Origin of the sequence: Staphylococcus sp. EG-SA-17 (assembly GCF_017151845.1) — a bacterium.
Lineage (GTDB): Bacteria > Bacillota > Bacilli > Staphylococcales > Staphylococcaceae > Staphylococcus > Staphylococcus aureus.
This window is the reverse complement of the sequence record NZ_JACVZO010000009.1, coordinates 1-21,076: the sequence shown is the minus strand read 5'-3', so window position 1 is coordinate 21,076 and position 21,076 is coordinate 1. Positions and strand designations below refer to the sequence as shown.

General features: G+C 32.8%; 23 protein-coding genes, 3 pseudogenes and 1 riboswitch. Of the genes and pseudogenes, 12 read left to right on the top strand and 14 right to left on the bottom strand.

All coding sequences use genetic code 11. The features are described from left to right. Positions 1–69: 69 nt before the first annotated feature. Positions 70–261, bottom strand: coding sequence for a hypothetical protein (locus tag IDG65_RS06055; protein WP_001052483.1), 192 nt, complete (start codon positions 259–261; stop codon positions 70–72). Positions 262–505: 244 nt separating this feature from the next. Between IDG65_RS06055 and rpsF the strand changes: the two genes are divergently transcribed. From rpsF to rpsR, 3 genes are read left to right on the top strand one after another with little or no spacing between them, the layout of a single operon-like run. Further along, positions 506–802, top strand: a complete 297-nt coding sequence (gene rpsF, locus IDG65_RS06050) for a 30S ribosomal protein S6 (RefSeq protein ID WP_001261460.1) — start codon at positions 506–508, stop codon at positions 800–802. Positions 803–822: 20 nt separating this feature from the next. Continuing rightward, the gene (ssb, locus tag IDG65_RS06045; RefSeq protein WP_000934799.1) at positions 823–1,326 is read left to right on the top strand and encodes a single-stranded DNA-binding protein; all 504 of its coding nucleotides are present in this window, start codon (positions 823–825) and stop codon (positions 1,324–1,326) included. Between the two features lie 51 nt (positions 1,327–1,377). Beyond that, a complete protein-coding gene (gene rpsR / locus IDG65_RS06040; RefSeq protein ID WP_000897044.1) occupies positions 1,378–1,620 on the top strand; it encodes a 30S ribosomal protein S18 in 243 nt (80 codons plus the stop codon). Between the two features lie 265 nt (positions 1,621–1,885). On the opposite strand, the gene IDG65_RS06035 is transcribed toward rpsR, so the two are convergent. Further along, complete coding sequence (locus IDG65_RS06035; protein WP_061739073.1) at positions 1,886–2,824, bottom strand: Abi family protein; 939 nt, start codon at positions 2,822–2,824, stop codon at positions 1,886–1,888. Positions 2,825–2,862: 38 nt separating this feature from the next. Beyond that, positions 2,863–3,587, bottom strand: a pseudogene (locus IDG65_RS06030) (tyrosine-type recombinase/integrase); the annotation flags it as partial. 205 nt (positions 3,588–3,792) lie between these two features. Between IDG65_RS06030 and selX the strand changes: the two are divergent. The 3 genes from selX to IDG65_RS06015 all read left to right on the top strand — a co-directional run bounded on the left by selX (position 3,793) and on the right by IDG65_RS06015 (position 5,894). Continuing rightward, on the top strand, positions 3,793–4,404 hold the full coding sequence (gene selX / locus IDG65_RS06025) for an enterotoxin-like toxin X (RefSeq protein ID WP_000473140.1): 612 nt from the start codon (positions 3,793–3,795) through the stop codon (positions 4,402–4,404). 368 nt (positions 4,405–4,772) lie between these two features. After that, positions 4,773–5,141 carry a YxeA family protein gene (locus tag IDG65_RS06020; protein WP_000849173.1) on the top strand — a complete coding sequence of 123 codons (369 nt, stop codon included), beginning with the start codon at positions 4,773–4,775 and terminating at the stop codon, positions 5,139–5,141. Positions 5,142–5,321: 180 nt separating this feature from the next. Next, positions 5,322–5,894, top strand: coding sequence for a PepSY domain-containing protein (locus IDG65_RS06015; RefSeq protein ID WP_000769722.1), 573 nt, complete (start codon positions 5,322–5,324; stop codon positions 5,892–5,894). A 138-nt stretch (positions 5,895–6,032) separates the two neighbouring features. On the opposite strand, the gene IDG65_RS06010 is transcribed toward IDG65_RS06015, so the two are convergent. Then, positions 6,033–6,296: a helix-turn-helix domain-containing protein gene (locus IDG65_RS06010; RefSeq protein ID WP_001055897.1), complete on the bottom strand. Its 264-nt coding sequence runs from the start codon at positions 6,294–6,296 to the stop codon at positions 6,033–6,035. Positions 6,297–6,589: 293 nt separating this feature from the next. Here IDG65_RS06010 and IDG65_RS06005 point away from each other — a divergent pair, with 293 nt between their 5' ends. Continuing rightward, positions 6,590–6,844 (top strand): GlsB/YeaQ/YmgE family stress response membrane protein, encoded by a 255-nt coding sequence (locus IDG65_RS06005; protein WP_000466742.1) that lies wholly within the window; start codon positions 6,590–6,592, stop codon positions 6,842–6,844. A 38-nt stretch (positions 6,845–6,882) separates the two neighbouring features. Here the strand turns inward: IDG65_RS06005 and IDG65_RS06000 are convergent. Next, positions 6,883–7,091, bottom strand: a pseudogene (locus IDG65_RS06000) (hypothetical protein). Positions 7,092–7,268: 177 nt separating this feature from the next. On the opposite strand from IDG65_RS06000, the gene IDG65_RS05995 reads away from it, so the two are divergent. Further along, positions 7,269–7,850 carry a histidine phosphatase family protein gene (locus IDG65_RS05995; RefSeq protein WP_000158387.1) on the top strand — a complete coding sequence of 194 codons (582 nt, stop codon included), beginning with the start codon at positions 7,269–7,271 and terminating at the stop codon, positions 7,848–7,850. 65 nt (positions 7,851–7,915) lie between these two features. On the opposite strand, the gene IDG65_RS05990 is transcribed toward IDG65_RS05995, so the two are convergent. The 5 genes from IDG65_RS05990 to ahpC form a co-directional block, all read right to left on the bottom strand. After that, positions 7,916–8,299 (bottom strand): hypothetical protein, encoded by a 384-nt coding sequence (locus IDG65_RS05990; protein ID WP_000868241.1) that lies wholly within the window; start codon positions 8,297–8,299, stop codon positions 7,916–7,918. Positions 8,300–8,553: 254 nt separating this feature from the next. Next, positions 8,554–9,180 (bottom strand): NDxxF motif lipoprotein, encoded by a 627-nt coding sequence (locus IDG65_RS05985; protein ID WP_000746679.1) that lies wholly within the window; start codon positions 9,178–9,180, stop codon positions 8,554–8,556. 72 nt (positions 9,181–9,252) lie between these two features. Beyond that, positions 9,253–10,875 carry a hypothetical protein gene (locus tag IDG65_RS05980; RefSeq protein ID WP_000882891.1) on the bottom strand — a complete coding sequence of 541 codons (1,623 nt, stop codon included), beginning with the start codon at positions 10,873–10,875 and terminating at the stop codon, positions 9,253–9,255. Positions 10,876–10,989: 114 nt separating this feature from the next. Continuing rightward, the gene (gene ahpF, locus IDG65_RS05975; RefSeq protein WP_000930492.1) at positions 10,990–12,513 is read right to left on the bottom strand and encodes an alkyl hydroperoxide reductase subunit F; all 1,524 of its coding nucleotides are present in this window, start codon (positions 12,511–12,513) and stop codon (positions 10,990–10,992) included. Between the two features lie 15 nt (positions 12,514–12,528). Further along, the gene (ahpC, locus tag IDG65_RS05970) at positions 12,529–13,098 is read right to left on the bottom strand and encodes an alkyl hydroperoxide reductase subunit C (protein ID WP_000052781.1); all 570 of its coding nucleotides are present in this window, start codon (positions 13,096–13,098) and stop codon (positions 12,529–12,531) included. A 491-nt stretch (positions 13,099–13,589) separates the two neighbouring features. On the opposite strand from ahpC, the gene nfsA reads away from it, so the two are divergent. Next, the gene (gene nfsA, locus IDG65_RS05965) at positions 13,590–14,345 is read left to right on the top strand and encodes an oxygen-insensitive NADPH nitroreductase (RefSeq protein ID WP_001279727.1); all 756 of its coding nucleotides are present in this window, start codon (positions 13,590–13,592) and stop codon (positions 14,343–14,345) included. Between the two features lie 79 nt (positions 14,346–14,424). Here the strand turns inward: nfsA and IDG65_RS05960 are convergent, their stop codons facing one another. Continuing rightward, a complete protein-coding gene (locus tag IDG65_RS05960; protein WP_000991015.1) occupies positions 14,425–15,813 on the bottom strand; it encodes an L-cystine transporter in 1,389 nt (462 codons plus the stop codon). An 84-nt stretch (positions 15,814–15,897) separates the two neighbouring features. On the opposite strand from IDG65_RS05960, the gene IDG65_RS05955 reads away from it, so the two are divergent. Then, entirely contained in the window at positions 15,898–15,996 is a 99-nt protein-coding gene (locus tag IDG65_RS05955; RefSeq protein ID WP_001792089.1) for a hypothetical protein, read from the top strand. A gap of 1,083 nt (positions 15,997–17,079) precedes the next feature. Here the strand turns inward: IDG65_RS05955 and IDG65_RS05950 are convergent. The 3 genes from IDG65_RS05950 to IDG65_RS05940 form a co-directional block, all read right to left on the bottom strand. Then, positions 17,080–18,036, bottom strand: a complete 957-nt coding sequence (locus IDG65_RS05950) for a prolipoprotein diacylglyceryl transferase (RefSeq protein WP_000956134.1) — start codon at positions 18,034–18,036, stop codon at positions 17,080–17,082. A gap of 117 nt (positions 18,037–18,153) precedes the next feature. Next, complete coding sequence (locus tag IDG65_RS05945) at positions 18,154–18,816, bottom strand: hypothetical protein (RefSeq protein WP_000394698.1); 663 nt, start codon at positions 18,814–18,816, stop codon at positions 18,154–18,156. 142 nt (positions 18,817–18,958) lie between these two features. Next, positions 18,959–19,366, bottom strand: coding sequence for a general stress protein (locus IDG65_RS05940; protein WP_000763768.1), 408 nt, complete (start codon positions 19,364–19,366; stop codon positions 18,959–18,961). A gap of 179 nt (positions 19,367–19,545) precedes the next feature. Continuing rightward, positions 19,546–19,648, top strand: a riboswitch (purine riboswitch). A gap of 230 nt (positions 19,649–19,878) precedes the next feature. Here IDG65_RS05940 and xpt point away from each other — a divergent pair. After that, positions 19,879–20,457, top strand: coding sequence for a xanthine phosphoribosyltransferase (xpt, locus tag IDG65_RS05935; protein WP_000421410.1), 579 nt, complete (start codon positions 19,879–19,881; stop codon positions 20,455–20,457). Then, positions 20,457–21,076 (top strand): annotated as a pseudogene (gene pbuX, locus IDG65_RS05930) (xanthine permease PbuX); the annotation flags it as partial. The gene xpt and the pseudogene pbuX, both read left to right, overlap by 1 nt.

Genomic DNA, 21,076 nt, shown 5'->3' with positions numbered 1-21,076 from the left:
AATTAAATAGTATATATGTAGAAGAGGCGGAATCAATTGTTCGCCTCTTTTAATTATGCGTGTTATTTATTAAAAGAATGGAATAATTTTACTCGCGTTAATAATATCTTGAGTGCTGAAAAATTGTTTGCCTTCGCCAGTATAAGCAGGCTCTAAAACAAGATTAGCCTTTGCACAATAAAGCCATTCAGGATGAATGCCACTATTAAGTATCTCTTGGAATTCTTGAAAATCTTTAGACCAATCAATATTTAAATTCATTCCTTACCACCTCACAACCATTATAGAACATGTGTTCGCTTTTGTGAAGTGTATTTTTAAAAAATATCATAGAAAATTTCAAATGTATTAATGTCAAAAATGATATGAAGAGTAGTTTGAATTATTATTGTAAAAAGTAATGGCGCATGATATAATTCTTTATTGTGAGTAATGAAAATTATTCCTTGCTTATCTGTTTTAAGATTGATAAGCCGTATAGACCACAAGGAGGTGCAAATATAAAATGAGAACATATGAAGTTATGTACATCGTACGCCCAAACATTGAGGAAGATGCTAAAAAAGCGTTAGTTGAACGTTTCAACGGTATCTTAGCTACTGAAGGTGCAGAAGTTTTAGAAGCAAAAGACTGGGGTAAACGTCGCCTAGCTTATGAAATCAATGATTTCAAAGATGGTTTCTACAACATCGTACGTGTTAAATCTGATAACAATAAAGCTACTGACGAATTCCAACGTCTAGCTAAAATCAGTGACGATATCATTCGTTACATGGTTATTCGTGAAGACGAAGACAAGTAATAATTAGAGGGGGCGTTTAAATGCTAAATAGAGTTGTATTAGTAGGTCGTTTAACGAAAGATCCGGAATACAGAACCACTCCCTCAGGTGTGAGTGTAGCGACATTCACTCTTGCAGTAAATCGTACGTTCACGAATGCTCAAGGGGAGCGCGAAGCAGATTTTATTAACTGTGTTGTTTTTAGAAGACAAGCAGATAATGTAAATAACTATTTATCTAAAGGTAGTTTAGCTGGTGTAGATGGTCGCTTACAATCCCGTAATTATGAAAATCAAGAAGGTCGTCGTGTGTTTGTTACTGAAGTTGTGTGTGATAGCGTTCAATTCCTTGAACCTAAAAATGCGCAACAAAATGGTGGCCAACGTCAACAAAATGAATTCCAAGATTACGGTCAAGGATTCGGTGGTCAACAATCAGGGCAAAACAATTCGTACAATAATTCATCAAACACGAAACAATCTGATAATCCATTTGCAAATGCAAACGGACCGATTGATATAAGTGATGATGACTTACCATTCTAATAAAAATTAACGAAATTAAAGCGAAAAAATTATCAAAGGAGGCACACAATCATGGCAGGTGGACCAAGAAGAGGCGGACGTCGTCGTAAAAAAGTATGCTATTTCACAGCAAATGGTATTACACATATCGACTACAAAGACACTGAATTATTAAAACGTTTTATCTCAGAACGCGGTAAAATTTTACCACGTCGTGTAACTGGTACTTCAGCTAAATATCAACGTATGTTGACTACAGCTATCAAACGTTCTCGTCATATGGCATTATTACCATATGTTAAAGAAGAACAATAATATTTAATATATTATAACCCCCGTAGGCATAGGCTTACGGGGGTTTTTGTGTTTTGGGATATAGAAAAAGGGCAGAAAAAGGACGATGTGAATGTTTTGTGTTCGGGATTTGCACAAAGATATGTTTATATTGCAAAAATAATATGAATTTAGATGCATAAAAAAAGAACTACGCATTTTAAATAAAATGCATAGCTCTTCTTTTTCTTGCATACGAATTAAAATAACTCGCGAGACCTATAAGTCTCTTTCCTCACTAGATAGTTTATACTTTTGGTCTGTTGAAGTCAATAATTTTATCTAAAGCTATAAAAAATCTTTTGATAGCTAATGCATTATTATAATAGCTTTCGTTTCTTTTATATCGCTTTTGAAGTTGGTCCAAATCGTGATATCTTGCTTGGATAATTGCATTACTACAAACTTGATTATGTAATTCTAGAGTAGCGAAAGTATCTATGAAATTTTTTATTCCGAACATGTTTCTAGATATGCCTATATTATTCCCTTTTTCAAATAAATATTGAGGAGATCTACTGTCATAATTTAGATTTGCTATGATGGGTTGGTTATGAGCTGATTTGTTTCTTATATTTTTAACTAAAGGCATTAAAATATTAGCAACTCTCAATTCTTCGTCATTGTACTTCTTGTAATAGAAGTTGAGAAACGAAACGAATTGACCTAGTTGCATGAATTCAATGCAAACCCATGCGGGTGGATTTTGATAGTATTTATTCAACTTTGCGGGTAGTTGCCCTCTTTTATTCATATGCTTAAATATTTCGTTTTTATTTTTGATTTTGGTTTCCATAACTTCTTCTGGTGTTCTTGAATTTGTGTCAAAATTTGAATTGTTATATGATTTATCAATACATAAGAACTCATCTATTATTTTATAACCATCTTCTTGGTTATTTTCTGTTATTAGTTTTAAGACTAGACACTTTAAACTATGTTCAATATCTAAAGTTAAATGCAACATTGTGTATCTTAATTTCATATCTATAGTTGCTAAATCTGATAAATAAGCAAATTCTATGAAATAGCCGCCATTCTTTTTTTCGAAATTTTTTCGGAAATAAGCTAGTTTGAAGAAGTAATTATTTTTTCTAAGAATTTCATTTGCTTTTTCGGTGTCAATAATATTAAAAAATATATTCATCTGTTTTAATTTCGCTATTTGCTCATCAAAATTGAGCATAGGCTTAATTTCTGCTAGTGTATCATCTTTTTCCAATATTAACTCCCCAATCGTTCAAATTTATTCATCATATCTTTCGCCATCTGATTAGTAACATGTGTGTATATCTCTAGAGTTTTTATAATCTGAATGACCTACATGCTCTTGCATTGCTTTTAAGTTAATTCCTAATTGAGCAAGTGTAGATATATGAGAATGATGTAATGTATGCGTCGTTGCAGGTTTCTTAATGGAACTAATCTCAGTTGTCTCTTTGATAGCCCCCCCTTTAGTAATGTGGCTAATTTTGTTCGAGTCGATAGGGCTACCAGCCGTATTTGTGAATATGTACTCTCTATCAATAAACTTATCATTCCAAGCATAAGTGTTCTTAGTAAGTCGATGCTTTGGGTAGTGAGCCCTATGGCCTTATAGCTATTACTTCTTTCAGTTGTCTCTTTTACTCCGGATGCTTCCATTTTTAATCAGTTTCCCAATTAACTTTACCGTCGATATCTAGCGTTTTATCTTGATAGTTTATATTTTCTTTATTTATTGCAAATAGTTCACCGATACGCATGCCATTATCAATTTAAAACTGAACTATAGATTTTACCTTTTTATAATTACGTTTTGTCGTTGGACGTTTTTTTATACTTAATTACATAGTCGAAACAATCCAGTAACCCCTTAACTTAATTATCTTCATTATTTTCTAAAGTGTTATTACGTTTAGCTAGTAACGCATCACTATAGGGATATCTATTTTATCTATTACACATATAACTTTGAATTGCTTACTATTTTAAATTAACAAATTCTATTCTCTTAGATTTAGTCCAATTATGTGTAGACGATTTATAGTTATTAAATTCAGAGTGGTAGCAAATTAAAGTTAATCAAGAGTTAAGATGAAGTTAATTCATGAACACGTCTATTATTTCTATAATTGTAGCAAATAAAGCTTTACATCAAGGAGGTAATTAAATATGTTCAAAAAACATCATTCTAAAAATTCAATCTTATTAAAATCTATTCTATCGCTAGGTATCATCTATTCGGGATCATTTGGAATATATTCAAAAGCAGGCGCGTCAACACAAAATTCCTCAAGTTTACAAGATAAACAATTCCAAAAAGTTGAAGAAGTACCAAATAATTCAGAAAAAGCTTTGGTTAAAAAACTGTACGATAGATACAGCAAAAATACAATAAATGGAAAATCTAATAAATCTAGGAATTGGGTTTATTCAGAGAGACCTTTAAATGAAAATCAAGTTCGTATACATTTAGAAGGGACTTACACAGTTGCTGATAGAGTATATACACCTAAGAGGAACATTACTCTTAATAAAGAAGTTGTCACTTTAAAAGAATTGGATCATATCATAAGATTTGCTCATATTTCTTATGGCTTATATATGGGAGAACATTTGCCTAAAGGTAACATCGTCATAAATACAAAAGATGGTGGTAAATATACATTAGAGTCGCATAAAGAGCTACAAAAAGATAGGGAAAATGTAAAAATTAATACAGCCGATATAAAAAATGTAACTTTCGATCTTGTGAAAAGTGTTAATGACATTGAACAAGTTTGAAATTAAGTTAAATAAGTATATACAGTGTTTTATCGCTAATACTTTGAAAGTTAGGTATCTAAAGGTGCCTAGCTTTCTTTGTTATGATCAGCACCATCATATAGAAAATTCTTTAATGACGTTTATGCCGAAATCTACAAAAATAATTTCTCTTTTATGGTTAATCAATATGTTTTTATATTCGACAACCTTAAAATTAACTTCTTTCAATTCCATAATAAGGTCTCTATAAAATAACTTTGTTTAAAAACGATTCGTATCTTTCAGATTCAAATACCATCATTTTCTCCTAATACTTACATTTTAATTACAATTATGTAAGTTGTTTTCAGAGACATCCTATTTTATATTTTGTCAGAGGTGATCTTTTGAAAACGATTTTAAAAACAATAACATATCTCGCACTTACTATCGTTGGCGCTTATGCTGCTCTATTCATTTTAAAAACAATAGACTCTCATGGTATAACAGATCAATTTAACCCATTAGTAAAGGAAGATGATTCTTATGTTAAAACGACAGAGGTGTCTACTAGAATGGATGATCAACTCCGAAGTTATACTCAAAGTGCTTTTAATAAAGAAGGGAAAGAGACGCAATTAATGTATACTGCTACATTTGATGTTAAACCGCATAGATACTTGAAAATTACACATAAAGGTCATCATGTAGAAACTTTTGAAGAAGTAGAAAAGGAAGAAGTACCAAAGAAAGCATTAGACAAACTGAGTCGATAATAGCACCCTTATATTACATTACTCATTTTAAAAATGATTACGAACGAAAGTAACGCATGAAGAGTAATTTAAAAAAATTTGTAATAATTATGAATAGAATTAAAAACAAGGGGTAATACAATCTATATAGCATATAAGCTTTTGTTATGAGTTTCTAAAAAAGGAAGAGAGAGTGATATTATGAAATTAAAATCATTAGCAGTGTTATCAATGTCAGCGGTGGTGCTTACTGCATGTGGCAATGATACTCCAAAAGATGAAACAAAATCAACAGAGTCAAATACTAATCAAGACACTAATACAACAAAAGATGTTATTGCATTAAAAGATGTTAAAACAAGCCCAGAAGATGCTGTGAAAAAAGCTGAAGAAACTTACAAAGGCCAAAAGTTGAAAGGAATTTCATTTGAAAATTCTAATGGTGAATGGGCTTATAAAGTGACGCAACAAAAATCTGGTGAAGAGTCAGAAGTACTTGTTGCTGATAAAAATAAAAAAGTGATTAACAAAAAGACTGAAAAAGAAGATACAGTGAATGAAAATGATAACTTTAAATATAGCGATGCTATAGATTACAAAAAAGCCATTAAAGAAGGACAAAAAGAATTTGATGGTGATATTAAAGAATGGTCACTTGAAAAAGATGATGGTAAACTTGTTTACAATATCGATTTGAAAAAAGGTAATAAAAAACAAGAAGTTACTGTTGATGCTAAAAACGGTAAAGTATTAAAGAGTGAGCAAGATCACTAAAATATGTCGTAACACTAACGATAGCAACATGTCTTAATTCATATTAATTATTAAAAATACCCTCACAACGCAATGTGATATATCCAGTATAGATTTGAAAGGATATATGCCTAACGTGTTGTGAGGGTTTAATTGCATCTACTTATCCATGCGAATATCGACTTCTTCTAAATGTTTCTGATATTCTTTAACCTTACTTTCTAAAAACATTTCATATGGTGCATCAAAGAAGTCAGCTAAATGCATGGCATCTTTAAATTTAGGTTCATGGTGATGATTCTCCCATTCCCAAATTTGGTGTGCTTCATATTTAGTACCATATTTCTCATTTAATTGTTGTGCTAATTCGTCAATTTCTAAATTATGTTTAGTTCGTAAGTTATATAAAATATGCATATTCATTGTTCATTAACCTCGCTTCTTGATTTAAAATTCAAAGATGCTCTAATAATATGTGTATATTCTAGTCCTATAACATAAAATAATCAAGCTATGAATTCGCCAGAAAAAATAATGTATATGATATTGCCGGTACAGAGACTTTAAATAACGATAGCTACATTGAATAAAATTGATATTCAATTACTACTTTGAAAAATATTTAGATAAAAATAATTTGAATTTGTTTTAGAAAGTCTAATAACGGGTACTACTTAGAATAACGCAAAATAAATAGAAAAAGGAGACTGAAAATTATGTTTGGATTTATTGGAATGTTAATTGTCGGTGGCTTAATTGGATGGGCTGCTGGTGCTATTATGGGTAAAGATATCCCAGGTGGTATTTTAGGTAATATTATCGCAGGTATTATTGGATCATGGTTAGGTGGAACATTATTAGGACATTGGGGTCCTGAACTAGGAAGCATTTACATCTTACCAGCTTTAATTGGTTCAATTATCTTAATTGCACTGGTAACGCTAATTTTAAGAGCTGTGCGTAAAAAATAAAATATTCAACTTAGGTTGAATGGAAATCAAGATGGCATTCAGTTGTCATCTTTTTTATTTGCGTGAAAATGGTCAATATGTATTATAATATTTGAAAATGTAGGTAAGATAGGATTAAAAAGTAATAAATTAACATGAGGAAAGGTTGGAAATAAAAAAGCGAGTATTTGACAAATAAAAAAGGATGACGTTGGGTTGCGCCATCCAGGAGTATTATGTTCATGAATATAAAAGACTGTGTAGTCATTTAAGAACTACACCCATATAGTAACACATCACTTGATTAAAGACAATACTATTTTTAGAGTCATTAATTTAAAATATGAATTAATTCTTTTTTTAGAATAGAATATTAAGATTGATATTGAATTAGTAGTCAAAGTGTTATGGTAGATATGAAATACATAATGTAAGGAGTAATATTATGACGATTTATTTAGTTAGACATGGCGAATCACAATCGAATTATGATAATAAACATTTTCGATCTTATTTTTGTGGACAATTAGATGTGCCGTTAACGGATTTTGGTAAGAAAAGTGCAGACGATTTATGTGATTATTTTAAAGAGAAACAGATTAAACATGTATATGTTTCAGACTTATTAAGGACACAGCAAACGTTTGAACATATTTTTCCATATGACATTGCATCAACGACTACGCCTCTATTAAGAGAACGTTCGCTTGGCGTATTTGAGGGTGAATATAAAGATGAAATCAGTGCGAATCCGAAATATGAAAAATATTTCAATGATCCAAACTTTAAAGACTTTCGTCATAGTTTTTCACAAAAAGCGCCTGAAGGAGAAAGTTATGAAGATGTATATCAACGCGTCGAACATTTTATGAATCATGTTGTCAATGAAGATACACAAAAAGATGATATCGTCATTGTTGCACATCAAGTTGTCATTCGTTGTTTAATGGTTTATTTTAATAACGTTTCACGGGAAGAAGCTGTGGATTTAAAAGTTGAAAATTGCAAACCATATATCATTGAATAGAAGTATAGAGGTTCTGAAAAGCTGTGTTTTATAGCGGCCTTCAGAACCTTTTTTGTATTTGGAATTTAAAGGGAATCATTCTTATCAACAGACTTACCACCAATAGCTAATGTGATAATTGTGCTTGCGAACAAAATAATTGAAGTTATAAATGACGCTAATGTAAAAGGTGTAAATTGTGTGAACGATAATATCAATGATAAAAAGAACCAAGAGATAGCCCCTAGAAATTGTAAAATAGCAGAAGAAATTCTAAAACTCATATAATCATATATAGCTAAAACAAGTGAAGGTAATGCGACTAATACCATTATAATGATGTTGAGGGTGAATAAATATGGCTGTTCAAAAGTTACTGTGTTTGGTCCTGTTGGATGCATTGCTGCTAAGAACAAGCAAACAATCGTTGATAAAATTGCTAAAATAATAAAAGTAATTCGAACTTTCATCATGACCATCCTTTGTTTATAGAGTCAATATAATTATGAAATACGTTAGAGATATAGTCAAATGCGTCAACTAATGGGGATTTTAGGATGGATAGAGAATTTAAGGCAATTAAAAAAGCATCAAACAGTAATATGCTGCTTGATGCCCAAATGATGACTTTAGCTAAATTGATTAGTCACTTTTAAGGATAAAGAATTGCCATGAGTTAAAGCACATGTAATGATGTGTTACATGTCGCAATGATGGCATTCAGTTATTTATCGATAACATCACTCTTGATACCTTTAGATTTTAAGAAATCTTTAATTTTATCTTGTTGCTTTTTATTAACATCACCGGCATATTTTGTTGGCACGTCGACTACATTGATTTTATTTTGCGGTTGATAGCTAAGCTTTTCAATATCTTCATCAACATTGGCGATTGTACTATTTAAAGCTTTGAAGTAATTCATCATTAATTCAACGGGTTTCTTATATTCTTTAGGAATATTGTTTTCAGTGACAAATTTCTTGAAATGCAAATCATTTTTTACAGCTAAGTTAGATAAGTGACTAAGTGTTTCTGCTTGTTTTTCAGTCACTTTTGTTTGACTATCAATTTGTTTATCTAGTTTATGTTGCATTATATATTTGTTATCAAGTATATCGCTATTTACAGACAAATACTTTTCTATAGCTTGCTTCATTTCTGCATCACTAATATCACTATTTTTCTTATCTGAGTTAAAGATATCTTTTGTTTCTAATTTTTTAGCGCTTTTAGGTGCATGGATGCCAGTACTTGTGTGATGATCTTCGTTATCAGATTGATCGGACGCGCAACCTGTAAGAATTAATGCAGATGCTAAAAATGTACTTAGTAGTAATCTCTTTTTCATAATGTAATATAACTCCTTGGTTTATCTTTAATTGAAAAAATGTGTATTCATGTTTAATAGAGTAACATTGAATTAGTTTGGAATGTCACGATGACCTTGCAATGACCATAGACGTAAATGATTACGTGCATGAGTTGCTTTTTCTATCAATAATGCATCATTTTGGACGTTGTTAAGGATAGCTTTATCTATAAATAACTGCATAATTGGTTGTATCAATTTAGATGTAGGTATTGTACGTAAAAGCATAATGATTTCATTCACATATTTTTCCTTCTCAATATCATTTTTCATATTGATTTGTTTGCGTAGATAACTTGTGAACGCTTTAATTTCTGAATCAGATTTCAAATAGTGGTGTCTATCATAATAGATTAATTCCTCAACAGAAGCTGGTACATAGTACCCTTCATCAGAAATATTAATGCCTGACGCCTCAGACTCGACAACATCAAATAACACAGGGTGAAACACGAAGTCATCTTCAATATAATATAGCTCAGTACCAGCTAAAGTATCTAAGCTATATTGCAACTCTTCTTTACTAAAAGTAGCGTCATAAAATCTTTGTGTGAGATATAGTAGATGATTAGTTGATAAAATACCATACAAGTTTACAGAACCAAGTATAATACGAAGAGGTAAAATATCTTTTTTATCTATTAATCCTTTCTTAATCTCAGAAATCAATTCAGTGATTGCATCATTTCTTAAACTATCGGTTGTACCAAAATCTTCAAAGTCATCATCTTCATCATATAGTATATCGAAGTGAACTTCGTCATCCATCATTGATAATTCTATCGCATTTTCAAAATCTGCTAAACTATGCTTAATCGTTTGCTCATCAATAAATTCATTGATAGCCTCTTTTATATCGCCATCAGCGATTTGATTCAGGTAATTTTCAATATGTTTACGCACGTCATTTGGTAAAATGAGACAATCATACCCGAAGTCATAATAATAATAGAAATGAGTAATTAAAAATGTGCCAGGATTCATCAAATGAATGTTTTCAAATGTAATTAGTTCATTGTTTAATCGATAGTTATCATCACTTTCGAGTATGCCAGTAAGAATACTAAACTCAAATAGGGAAGCATTAGAAAACACTTGTTCAATGATATGATTATTATTGAAAAATGCTGTCATAATCAATTTAACAAGATTTTGCTTGTTTTTATTTGAGAATCCTTTGATACCATACTGTCTGCAAATTGCTTTTAGCTCATCATTAGTTTTTAACAGTAAGGCCTGTTCCATTGTGACATCGTTTAAGCGCGTATGTTGTCTTACACGAAAGATTTCATCATTTAAATGCATATGGTCTTTTGTATCTAATGTTTCGAATTCACCATATGCACTATTTAGTACCTCTGAATTGATATAACTTAAAAATAAATTATTTACAAAGAACGTATCTTCGTTAATTTGAATAACAAAACCTAGATGATTTGTTAGCTTTAAAATATTAACCTCATGGCTATTTATAATTGTGACAGGATTACCCTTAGATATAAGTGTTTCTATAAATTTTTGTTCTGTCTTATTCATATCATGATAAATCTTATGTAAATTTTCAGGACGTAAAGCATGCATCGTGACTTCAAATCCTTCTTTGTCGTTCGGTAAATTAAAATATTCGCATGCATTTTGTAACTTTCCTGGGTAGATAAAATGAGCATCAAGCATTTTTACACACCTCATTGTATTTTTTAAGTTTATCATAACATGATTTTATGCCAGGATAAAAAAATAACAGCATCTTAACAAATGTAAGATACTGTCAGTGAAACTGTGAAAACTTTAGTTTCTGATAATATAGTCAAAGGCATTTAATGCTGCATTTGCACCAGCGCCCATTGAAATGATAATTTGTTTGTTCTTCTGATCTGTGACATCGCCAGCAGCAAATATTCCAGGTACGTTAGTATTATTGTTACGATCAATAACAATTTCACCACGTTCGTTTAATTCAACAGCATCTTTTAACCATGATGTGTTTGGAAGTAAACCAATTTGAACAAAGATACCATCTAAGTTAAGTAGATGTTCTTCGCCGGTGCTCATGTCTTCGTAACGTATACCTGTAACATGGTCTTCTCCGACAACTTCAGTAGTTTTGGCATTTGTTTTGATATCAACATTTGATAAAGAACGTAAACGATCTTGTAACACGTTGTCTGCTTTTAATTCGCTAGCGAATTCGAATAATGTAACATGATTAACGATACCAGCAAGGTCAATTGCTGCTTCAACCCCAGAGTTACCGCCACCGATAACTGCTACGTCTTTATTTTCAAATAGAGGTCCGTCACAGTGCGGGCAGAATGCAACACCTTTATTAATCAATTGCTCTTCACCTGGAATGTTTAGCTTACGCCAACCTGCACCAGTAGCAATAATGACTGTTTTACTTTCTAAGACAGCACCGTTTTCTAACGTAACTTTAATTGCTTCGTCAGTCTTTTCGATATCTGTAGCACGAATGCCTGTCATTGCATCAATGTCATATTGATCAATGTGCGCTGCTAAGTTAGAAGAAAATTCAGAACCAGTTGTTTCTTTAACAGTAATGAAGTTCTCAATACCAGCAGTATCATTAACTTGGCCACCGATACGATCAGCAACTATACTAGTACGTAAACCTTTACGTGCTGTGTAAATCGCTGCACTACCACTAGCAGGACCACCACCAACGATTAAGACATCATAAGGTTCTTTATTTTCAAACTCAGATGCATCTGCCGTACTGCCTAGTTTCGAAAGAATATCTTGGATTGTCATACGACCATTGCCAAATTCTTCGCCATTTAAAAAGACAGCAGGGACTGCCATGATGTTTTCAGATTCTTCACGGAACACTGCACCATCAATCATAGAATGCGTGATGTTAGGGTTGATCACACTCATTAAGTTAAGTGCTTGAACGACATCAGGACATTTTTGACACGTTAAACTAATGAATGTTTCAAAATGGAATGAACCTTCTAAGTTTTTAATTTGGTCAATGATTGACTGTTTTTCTTTAGGTGCACGACCACTAACCTGTAAAATTGCTAAAACAAGTGAGTTAAACTCGTGACCTAATGGAATACCTGCAAATGTTATACCTGTTTCTTCACCAGGACGATTGACTGAGAAACTTGGTGTACGTTTTAAAGACTTTTCAGAAAGTGAAAGTCTAGGTGACATATCAGAAATTTCTGTTAATAATTCTTTTAGTTCTTTAGATTTATCATCTGAACCAAGGCTGGCAACGAATTCAACGTTGCCCTCCATTAGTTCTAATAGTTGTTTAAGTTGTTGTTTTAAATCAGCATTAAGCATGGTTGTAATACCTCCTTAGATTTTACCTACTAAATCTAAACCAGGTTGCAATGTTTTAGCGCCTTCTTCCCATTTAGCTGGGCATACTTCGCCAGGGTTTTTACGAACATATTGAGCTGCTTTGATTTTGTGAGCTAATGTACTAGCGTCACGTCCAATTCCGTCAGCGTTAATTTCAGATGCTTGTACAACACCGTCTGGGTCGATAATGAATGTACCACGTTGAGCTAAGCCAGTAGCTTCATCTAATACATCAAAATTACGAGTGATTGTTTGTGATGGGTCACCAATCATAGTGTAAGTGATTTTGCTAATTGCATCTGAATGGTCATGCCATGCTTTGTGTACGAAGTGAGTATCAGTTGATACTGAGAATACATTTACGCCTAATTTTTGTAATTCTTCATATTGGTTTTGTAAGTCTTCTAATTCAGTTGGACAAACGAATGAGAAGTCAGCAGGATAGAAGCATACTACGCTCCAAGAACCTTTTAAATCTTCTTGTGTAACTTCTTTAAATTGATCTTTTTTTGGATCGAAAGCTTGCGCTGTAAATGGTAAGATTTCTTTGTTAATTAATGACATAAATATCTTCCTCCTAAGAATTTAAGTATGAATTAGAACTATCAATTGATTGTGCTTAATTATAATAATTCTAATCTCTTAGTTAGCATTATTACATTTTGATCCAGAATAGTCAACTGGATAACTTTGTAAAGTGAATGATTACTTTTAAAATAAAGAAAGATAATATAAAGTGCTTTGATAATGGATTTTGTAGTTGATGATTTAAAAGGTTGTGTCTATATTTAATATCTTGATTTTAATGTAAAAAATGTAAAAAAAGAAGATTTGTATTCTCAACTAAGTCAACCTTATTGATAATGGTGTGAGAATATTTGTTCGAGATGGATGAAGGTAATGCGTGAGAAACTGGATTTTTCAAGTACGAGACAATATTTTTAAAAGTTCAATTATTAACTTATAAGCAAATAATTGCTATAAAAAAGTTTGGACGTGTACAATTGCAATATGAAGATTTTTAATTAACTGTAAAGTATCGAGGAGTGGGTAACGTGTCAGATCATGTATATAATCTTGTGAAAAAGCATCATTCTGTTAGAAAATTTAAGAATAAGCCTTTAAGTGAAGACGTTGTTAAGAAATTGGTAGAAGCTGGACAAAGCGCTTCGACGTCAAGTTTCCTGCAAGCATACTCAATTATTGGTATCGACGATGAGAAGATTAAGGAAAATTTACGAGAAGTTTCTGGACAACCTTATGTTGTAGAAAATGGCTATTTATTCGTCTTTGTTATTGATTATTATCGTCATCATTTAGTTGATCAACATGCTGAAACTGATATGGAAAATGCATATGGTTCAACGGAAGGTTTGCTAGTAGGTGCAATCGATGCAGCATTAGTTGCCGAAAATATTGCGGTAACTGCTGAAGATATGGGGTATGGCATTGTCTTTTTAGGATCATTAAGAAATGATGTTGAACGAGTTCGAGAAATTTTAGACTTACCTGACTATGTCTTCCCGATATTTGGTATGGCAGTAGGGGAACCCGCAGATGACGAAAATGGTGCAGCCAAGCCACGCTTACCATTTGACCATGTCTTCCATCATAATAAGTATCATGCTGATAAGGAAACACAGTATGCACAAATGGCAGATTACGACCAGACAATCAGCGAGTACTATGATCAACGTACAAACGGGAATCGCAAAGAAACATGGTCGCAGCAAATTGAGATGTTCCTAGGAAACAAAGCAAGATTAGATATGTTAGAACAATTGCAAAAATCAGGCTTAATACAGCGATAGCAAGATACCAAAATAACCCGCCCCCTCTAGCTTAAAATGATAAGTATAGCTAGAGGGGGCGGGTATTTCTTGCAATGAATTAGTGTGAAGTTAATGCAGCATTATCATTTGATTCGAAAGTATCTTTGTCCCAATGTTTAGTTAACTTGGCGGTACCTGTACCAGCTAGCATTGAATCGTTCACGTTTAATGCTGTTCTACCCATGTCAATCAATGGTTCAACGGAGATGAGCACGCCGGCTAAAGCGACTGGCAAGTTTAACGTTGACAACACCAATATGGATGCAAATGTAGCCCCGCCACCGACGCCAGCAACGCCGAATGAACTAATAATCACGACAGCGATTAACGTTACAATAAATTGTAAATCAATTTCTACATTAGCGACGGGTGCGACCATAATTGCAAGCATGGCAGGGTAAATGCCTGCACAACCATTTTGTCCAATCGACAATCCAAATGTCGCAGCGAAATTGGCAATACCTTCTGGCACGCCTAGACGTCTTGTTTGTGTTTGTACATTCAGTGGTAAGGCGCCCGCACTTGAGCGTGATGTGAATGCAAAGATTAATACTTCCAAAGTCTTTTTAATATAGCGAATAGGGCTAATGCCTAACAGGCTTAAAATAATTAAGTGAATGATATACATCGTAATTAATGCAGCGTACGATGCGATTAAGAATTTTCCTAAAGTCCAAATGGCGCCAAAGTCACTTGTCGATAACGTGTTGGCCATAATTGCTAATACACCGTATGGCGTTAAACGTAAGACGAACGTCACAATCGCCATTACTAGTGAATAGATAGCGTCAATCGCACGCTTAAGCAATTCACCATGATCAGGTTGTTTGCGTGCTACGCGTAAATAAGCAAATCCTATAAACGAAGCAAATATCACGACAGCAATCGTGGAAGTTGCACGTTGTCCAGTGAAATCTAAGAATGGATTTTTAGGCAATAATTCCAAAATTTGTTGTGGTAACGTATGTGCTGTTAAATCTTTCGCTTGTTTAGCAATTTCGCTTCCACGTGCTTGTTCAGCGTTACCAAGATTAATTGTTGATGCGTCTAAACCAAACACCAAGGCATACACAACACCAACAATTGCAGCAATGGTGACAGTGCCAATTAAAAAGATAAAAATGAGACTACCAATTTTAGCAAACTTTTCTCCGATTTGAATTTTAGTGAATGCAGCGACAATAGAAATGAAAATTAAAGGCATCACAATCATTTGCAACAATGCAACGTAACCTTGTCCGACAATGTTGAACCAGTCACTTGTTGATGTAATAACATTCGAATGTGTTCCATAGACAAGATGTAATAACACGCCAAATACAATGCCGATACCTAAAGCTGTAAACACACGTTTCGCAAAAGATATATGTTTGCGAGCCATCATGTGCAATATTACGATGAAAATCACCAATACAATAATATTAATCAGTGTAAGAAAAGCATTCATGAACGTCACTCCTCAAATTTTTGAATATAATTCCGACTAGTATGCTAAGAATAATATTAATTTTAAAATATTTCAAGAGGGCATTTGCAATTAAATGTAAACATGATGAAATTCGACCGTTGGCATAAGGGAATTTGTAAACAAATCGTTTTGAATTTAGTAGAGAAAGGTGAAAAGGGTTAATAGTGTTATGACCTAGTCGATTAAAGTTGATATTTGAAAATGAAGCAGGGCATTAAATGTAATAAATTAAATAAGTTGTCATTACAGCGTTAATAATAGAAATGATTTTAACAGGAAAAAAGTGATGAATATTTGGAAAAGATATATATCGTGCACTGTCATAAGAGATAAGATATGAGAAAACAAATGCATCCTTGAATCGAGATGTGGCTATGACGGTTTGATAAAAATTGCTAACCTCATATTTATTGAATAAAAAGATAATAAATGATCAACCTTGAAAAGACGCTTCGAACAAACACGTTGTAAAAAATTCTGTCGAATCAAAATTAGCATCTTTTGAGTGTTCGTGTGTGCAGGTGGGAGTTCAAAAGCTATCGTAAAAAAATATTTTTGTTTGAGCAAAAAGGCGTTTGTAGTAAATGTGAATATGAGTGAGCCCTTGTGCGATTCGTCATTTACTAACACAGCCAAACATTTAAATTGAATGGGTTTATTAAGATGAATCTATTTAGGAATACACAGGAGCCATCCCATTTAAAAGTAACATACTATAAAAATTTATTCAAAATTCAATATTAATCATAATGAATAATTAAAAAACCTGAAACAAATTAGTTTGATATGCTTTCTTCAAAGTAGATATTGAATGGAGTATATCAGCTTGTTTCAGGTTTTATGAATTGAGTATTAAATTTGAAAGTAAATTACAGTTCTATAGGTTTATAAAAAATCAGTTTTTAAATAATAGATATATTACTGAGTCTTACAGGCTGGGACATAAATCAATGTTCTATGCTCTACGAAGTTATATTGGCAGTAGTTGACTGAACGAAAATGCGCTTGTAACAAGCTTTTTTAAATTCTAGTCAGGGGCCCCAACACAGAGAATTTCGAAAAGAAATTCTCTGTGTTGGGGTGGGACGACGATAAAGAAATACTTTTTCTATAGAAATTAGTATTTCTTATGCATGAGTTTTACTCATGTATTCCTATTTTTAAGTACACATTAGCTGTGGCTAATGTGTAAGAACCACTACATAATAAATTATTAGTGGCTCTTTATCATTTCTGTCCCACTCCCTACAGGTTGAATAAACGTGCGAAGAAACCTTTTTTCTCTTCTTGAGGTTTAGGTTCTGACATTTCAGACTGTGAAGCTGTGCTGTCATTTTCTGCTTTCGCTTCCAATGAATCGTTCGAAGTAGCTTGTTTAGAAGCTTCTGCATGGGCTTCTGCTACTTGTTGTTCAGCATCATGTTGCGCTTCTGCATCTACTGTAGCTTCTTTATTTGAAGTCTCAGCTGCATTGTCATTTTTAGACTGCTCAACGCTGGCTTTTTCAATTGCTTCAGTTGCAGAAATTTGATCCTCTTTATCTACTTTAGTAGTAGTGCCATCGCCTGCATTGTCTGCTTTAGTATCCGTCTTAGCGTCTGTTGATGTATTCACTCCAGCAACCTTCGAATCTTTACTGTCAGCCTTTTCATCAGTAGCGGACTTAGCATCAACTTTATTTGTTGATTCAGCCAATACTTTAGCTTGAGATGCTTGTGCTTCTTGGATAGCCTCTTGTGATGTTTGGATGGCTTTTAAGGATTCGCTATTTGAATCGATTTTAGATGTAAGTTGATTTTGAAGTTCTTTTAATTCTTGTTGTTGCTGATGTACTTGATTCATCATTTGACCAAGTAGGTGACGTTCTTCGCGCATTTTCTGGATTTCTAGGCGTAAATCTTCTACTAATTGAGCGACATTTTGATTAGTAGGTAAGTTTTTGTCATCGTTTTTGACAATGACTTGCAGGAAGTCTTTTTCTTTTTCTAATTCATCAAACGCTAGATCATAACTATTTGTTTGTTTTACTTTGTCGGCAATGTCTTTGAAAAGCTCGATATCTTCTTCTTTGAAATCAGTTGCTTCACGACCACGATATTCAGTCTTGCTTAGTTGGTAACCACGTTCTTCTAAATGTTGAACAATTTTACGGACTTGCTTCTCACTTAGTTCTACGCGTTGTGCAAATTCTTTAGTTAACATACTTTAAAGTCCTTTCTGCATATACTTTATGTATACTGACGTTTGTCTACGGGCAGTGAAACGTCAGTCTTGCTTCATACATAGTTTAAACGTTATTGTTAGTGATTTCAAGTTTGTTTAAAATGGTTTACGTAAATCCATTTCTTCTAATAAAGCATAAATAATTTCACGTGCGATACCATTGGCAAATACATACTTCAAAATATAATTTGATTTAACACTTGTACCGTAGATATCCTTTGTCAGTTTAATATTTTTCTTTAAAAATAAGTCCACTTTTTTAGTGTGACCATCATTAGTTGGATGAATGTAATCAATTTCAGTTTGTCTTTCAAATTGATGTTCGTATAAAAACTGTCTACGGTGTTCAATAATGAGGCCGTTATCTTGTGTTAAATCTGCAGGTTCTTTAGGGACTTCCATCATTAAAAAGTTAATACTTCTAGAATGAACAAGGTTTGATAATAAGTTTAGTTCATGTTCAATTTGATGTAATGTTTGCGTCATTAACTCATCATGGTTGGGTAGGTCTTTTGCGAATAAATAAATTAAAAATGCTGAATTGGTTGTGGCTTCATAATGTGCAGTTGCTAGACTGACAACAACATCGTTTTCTAAGCCTACGATAAAAACATAATCGTTTTCGGTTTTGTTGTTTTCTAATGAGCGTTTGATGATACGTTTATCTTCAGTTAAAGATAAATTTAACTTAGTATCGTAAAGTTTAAGTGCTTCGTTGTAATGTGGATCTTTGACAGATTGAATGGTTTTAAATTCCATAAGAACACCTCCCCAATTTAAATAATATTATAGCATAATCGCCTGCTGTAAAAGACTGTTCATAAACTTTTAAATGGTATAAAAAACTGTACTATCTTAAATTAGACAGTACAGTAATCTCATTTTGAATTCAGTGTGATAACTAAGCTTTGGGACCTTTAGATGCTTCAGCAAAATGTGTAATATCAATCTCTTCATAAGCTGAATTATTTTCATGCACTTCTTGATGTGATGATTTGTCACGAACCGCTACAACTAACATTTTATCGTCTAAAATAAGTTGTTTATATTTTTCTAATTCATCAGGCGCTAAGTTGTAGCGTGATAAAACTGCATGTTCACCATCTTCTCCTGTTAACAGTTTAGTCATTCTATCACTAAATGTTCCACTTGTTGAGATAAGGGAGATTTCAGAGTCGTGTAAGTCATTTAGGTGTAATTTACTTTTACTAATAATTGTTAGCTCTGATTCTAAATAACCTTCAGATTTCTTTTGATTGATTACGTTGTATAATTCGCCAGTGTCATTTACTACAGTAATATCTGCCATAGTTGTCGCCCCTTTAAAAATTTGTTTATTTAATCTTTTACCCTTCTTATTATAAAGTAAAACCCTTACATTATTAAGTTATAAGTCTTCATTCGCATTAAACGTCTCTGTACATTTATAAAACTATTAAAAGATTACCTAAGCAGTTATTGAAAAAATGCCGAAAATTTGCTATTATCGTTAAATAATTTACATAAACTCATATAATCTAAAGAATATGGCTTTAGAAGTTTCTACCATGTTGCCTTGAACGACATGACTATGAGTAACAACACAATACTAGGAGTAGCTTCAGCCATTAAATTGTAACCATGGTGGGTGATTTATATCATTTTATATGATGGTCACAGTTTATTTGATGAAACTTCTTTTACATTGATTGCATGACAAATTCGTTATGCATGTTCGTTCACTCATAAACCCTGAAACTATTATTTAGTTTGGGGATTTTTTTGTATCTAGCACCAATTTAAGAGCAAAATGTTTCACACAAATCTGAGGAGGTTTTAAGAGTGGAGTTACTAGGACAAAAAGTAAAGGAAGACGGCGTTGTCATTGATGAGAAGATTTTAAAAGTCGATGGATTTTTAAATCATCAAATTGATGCAAAGTTAATGAATGAAGTTGGTCGCACTTTTTACGAGCAATTTAAAGATAAAGGGATTACTAAAATCTTAACCATTGAAGCTTCCGGTATCGCACCTGCAATCATGGCTGCACTGCATTTTGATGTGCCATGTTTATTTGCGAAAAAAGCAAAACCTAGCACTTTGACGGATGGTTATTATGAAACATCTATTCATTCATTTACTAAAAATAAAACAAGTACGGTCATTGTTTCAAAAGAATTTTTATCAGAAGAAGATACTGTACTCATCATCGATGACTTTTTAGCAAATGGTGATGCTTCATTAGGATTATACGATATCGCACAGCAAGCGAATGCTAAGACAGCTGGTATTGGTATTGTTGTTGAAAAGAGTTTCCAAAATGGGCATCAACGTTTAGAAGAAGCAGGTTTAACAGTTTCTTCTCTCTGCAAGGTTGCTTCACTAGAAGGAAACAAAGTGACATTGGTGGGAGAAGAATAATGAAAAATTTAATCCTAAGTGTTCAACATCTTTTAGCTATGTACGCAGGTGCCATCTTAGTTCCAATCATTGTTGGTACAAGTTTGAAGTTTACACCTGAACAAATCGCTTACTTAGTTACAGTAGATATATTTATGTGTGGGGTTGCCACATTTTTACAAGCCAATAAAGTAACAGGAACAGGATTACCAATCGTTCTTGGATGTACATTCACGGCTGTTGCGCCCATGATTTTAATTGGTCAAACGAAAGGAATAGATGTACTTTATGGTTCGCTATTTTTATCAGGGATATTAGTTATTATCATCGCGCCTTTCTTTTCACATCTTGTAAAATTCTTCCCACCAGTAGTAACGGGTAGTGTTGTTACTATCATTGGTATCAATTTAATGCCAGTAGCAATGAATTACTTAGCTGGAGGTCAAGGTGCAAAGGACTATGGAGATGTTAAGAACATTTTGTTAGGTTTAATGACATTAATCATTATTCTTGTTTTACAAAGATGCACAACTGGATTTATTAAGAGTATTGCCATATTAATTGGACTCGTTTTAGGAACGATAGGCGCTGGCTTACTTGGGATGGTCGATATTAATCAAGTCAATCATGCCGGTTGGTT

Coding starts and splice junctions, on each gene's coding strand:
- IDG65_RS06055 (WP_001052483.1), bottom strand. CDS start 261: ATGAATTTAAATATTGATTGGTCTAAAGATTTTCAAGAATTCCAAGAG.
- rpsF (WP_001261460.1), top strand. CDS start 506: ATGAGAACATATGAAGTTATGTACATCGTACGCCCAAACATTGAGGAA.
- ssb (WP_000934799.1), top strand. CDS start 823: ATGCTAAATAGAGTTGTATTAGTAGGTCGTTTAACGAAAGATCCGGAA.
- rpsR (WP_000897044.1), top strand. CDS start 1,378: ATGGCAGGTGGACCAAGAAGAGGCGGACGTCGTCGTAAAAAAGTATGC.
- IDG65_RS06035 (WP_061739073.1), bottom strand. CDS start 2,824: ATGCTCAATTTTGATGAGCAAATAGCGAAATTAAAACAGATGAATATA.
- selX (WP_000473140.1), top strand. CDS start 3,793: ATGTTCAAAAAACATCATTCTAAAAATTCAATCTTATTAAAATCTATT.
- IDG65_RS06015 (WP_000769722.1), top strand. CDS start 5,322: ATGAAATTAAAATCATTAGCAGTGTTATCAATGTCAGCGGTGGTGCTT.
- IDG65_RS06010 (WP_001055897.1), bottom strand. CDS start 6,296: ATGAATATGCATATTTTATATAACTTACGAACTAAACATAATTTAGAA.
- IDG65_RS06005 (WP_000466742.1), top strand. CDS start 6,590: ATGTTTGGATTTATTGGAATGTTAATTGTCGGTGGCTTAATTGGATGG.
- IDG65_RS05995 (WP_000158387.1), top strand. CDS start 7,269: ATGACGATTTATTTAGTTAGACATGGCGAATCACAATCGAATTATGAT.
- IDG65_RS05990 (WP_000868241.1), bottom strand. CDS start 8,299: ATGAAAGTTCGAATTACTTTTATTATTTTAGCAATTTTATCAACGATT.
- IDG65_RS05985 (WP_000746679.1), bottom strand. CDS start 9,180: ATGAAAAAGAGATTACTACTAAGTACATTTTTAGCATCTGCATTAATT.
- IDG65_RS05980 (WP_000882891.1), bottom strand. CDS start 10,875: ATGCTTGATGCTCATTTTATCTACCCAGGAAAGTTACAAAATGCATGC.
- ahpF (WP_000930492.1), bottom strand. CDS start 12,513: ATGCTTAATGCTGATTTAAAACAACAACTTAAACAACTATTAGAACTA.
- ahpC (WP_000052781.1), bottom strand. CDS start 13,098: ATGTCATTAATTAACAAAGAAATCTTACCATTTACAGCGCAAGCTTTC.
- IDG65_RS05960 (WP_000991015.1), bottom strand. CDS start 15,813: ATGAATGCTTTTCTTACACTGATTAATATTATTGTATTGGTGATTTTC.
- IDG65_RS05950 (WP_000956134.1), bottom strand. CDS start 18,036: ATGTTAACTAAAGAATTTGCACAACGCGTAGAACTAAGTGAGAAGCAA.
- IDG65_RS05945 (WP_000394698.1), bottom strand. CDS start 18,816: ATGGAATTTAAAACCATTCAATCTGTCAAAGATCCACATTACAACGAA.
- IDG65_RS05940 (WP_000763768.1), bottom strand. CDS start 19,366: ATGGCAGATATTACTGTAGTAAATGACACTGGCGAATTATACAACGTA.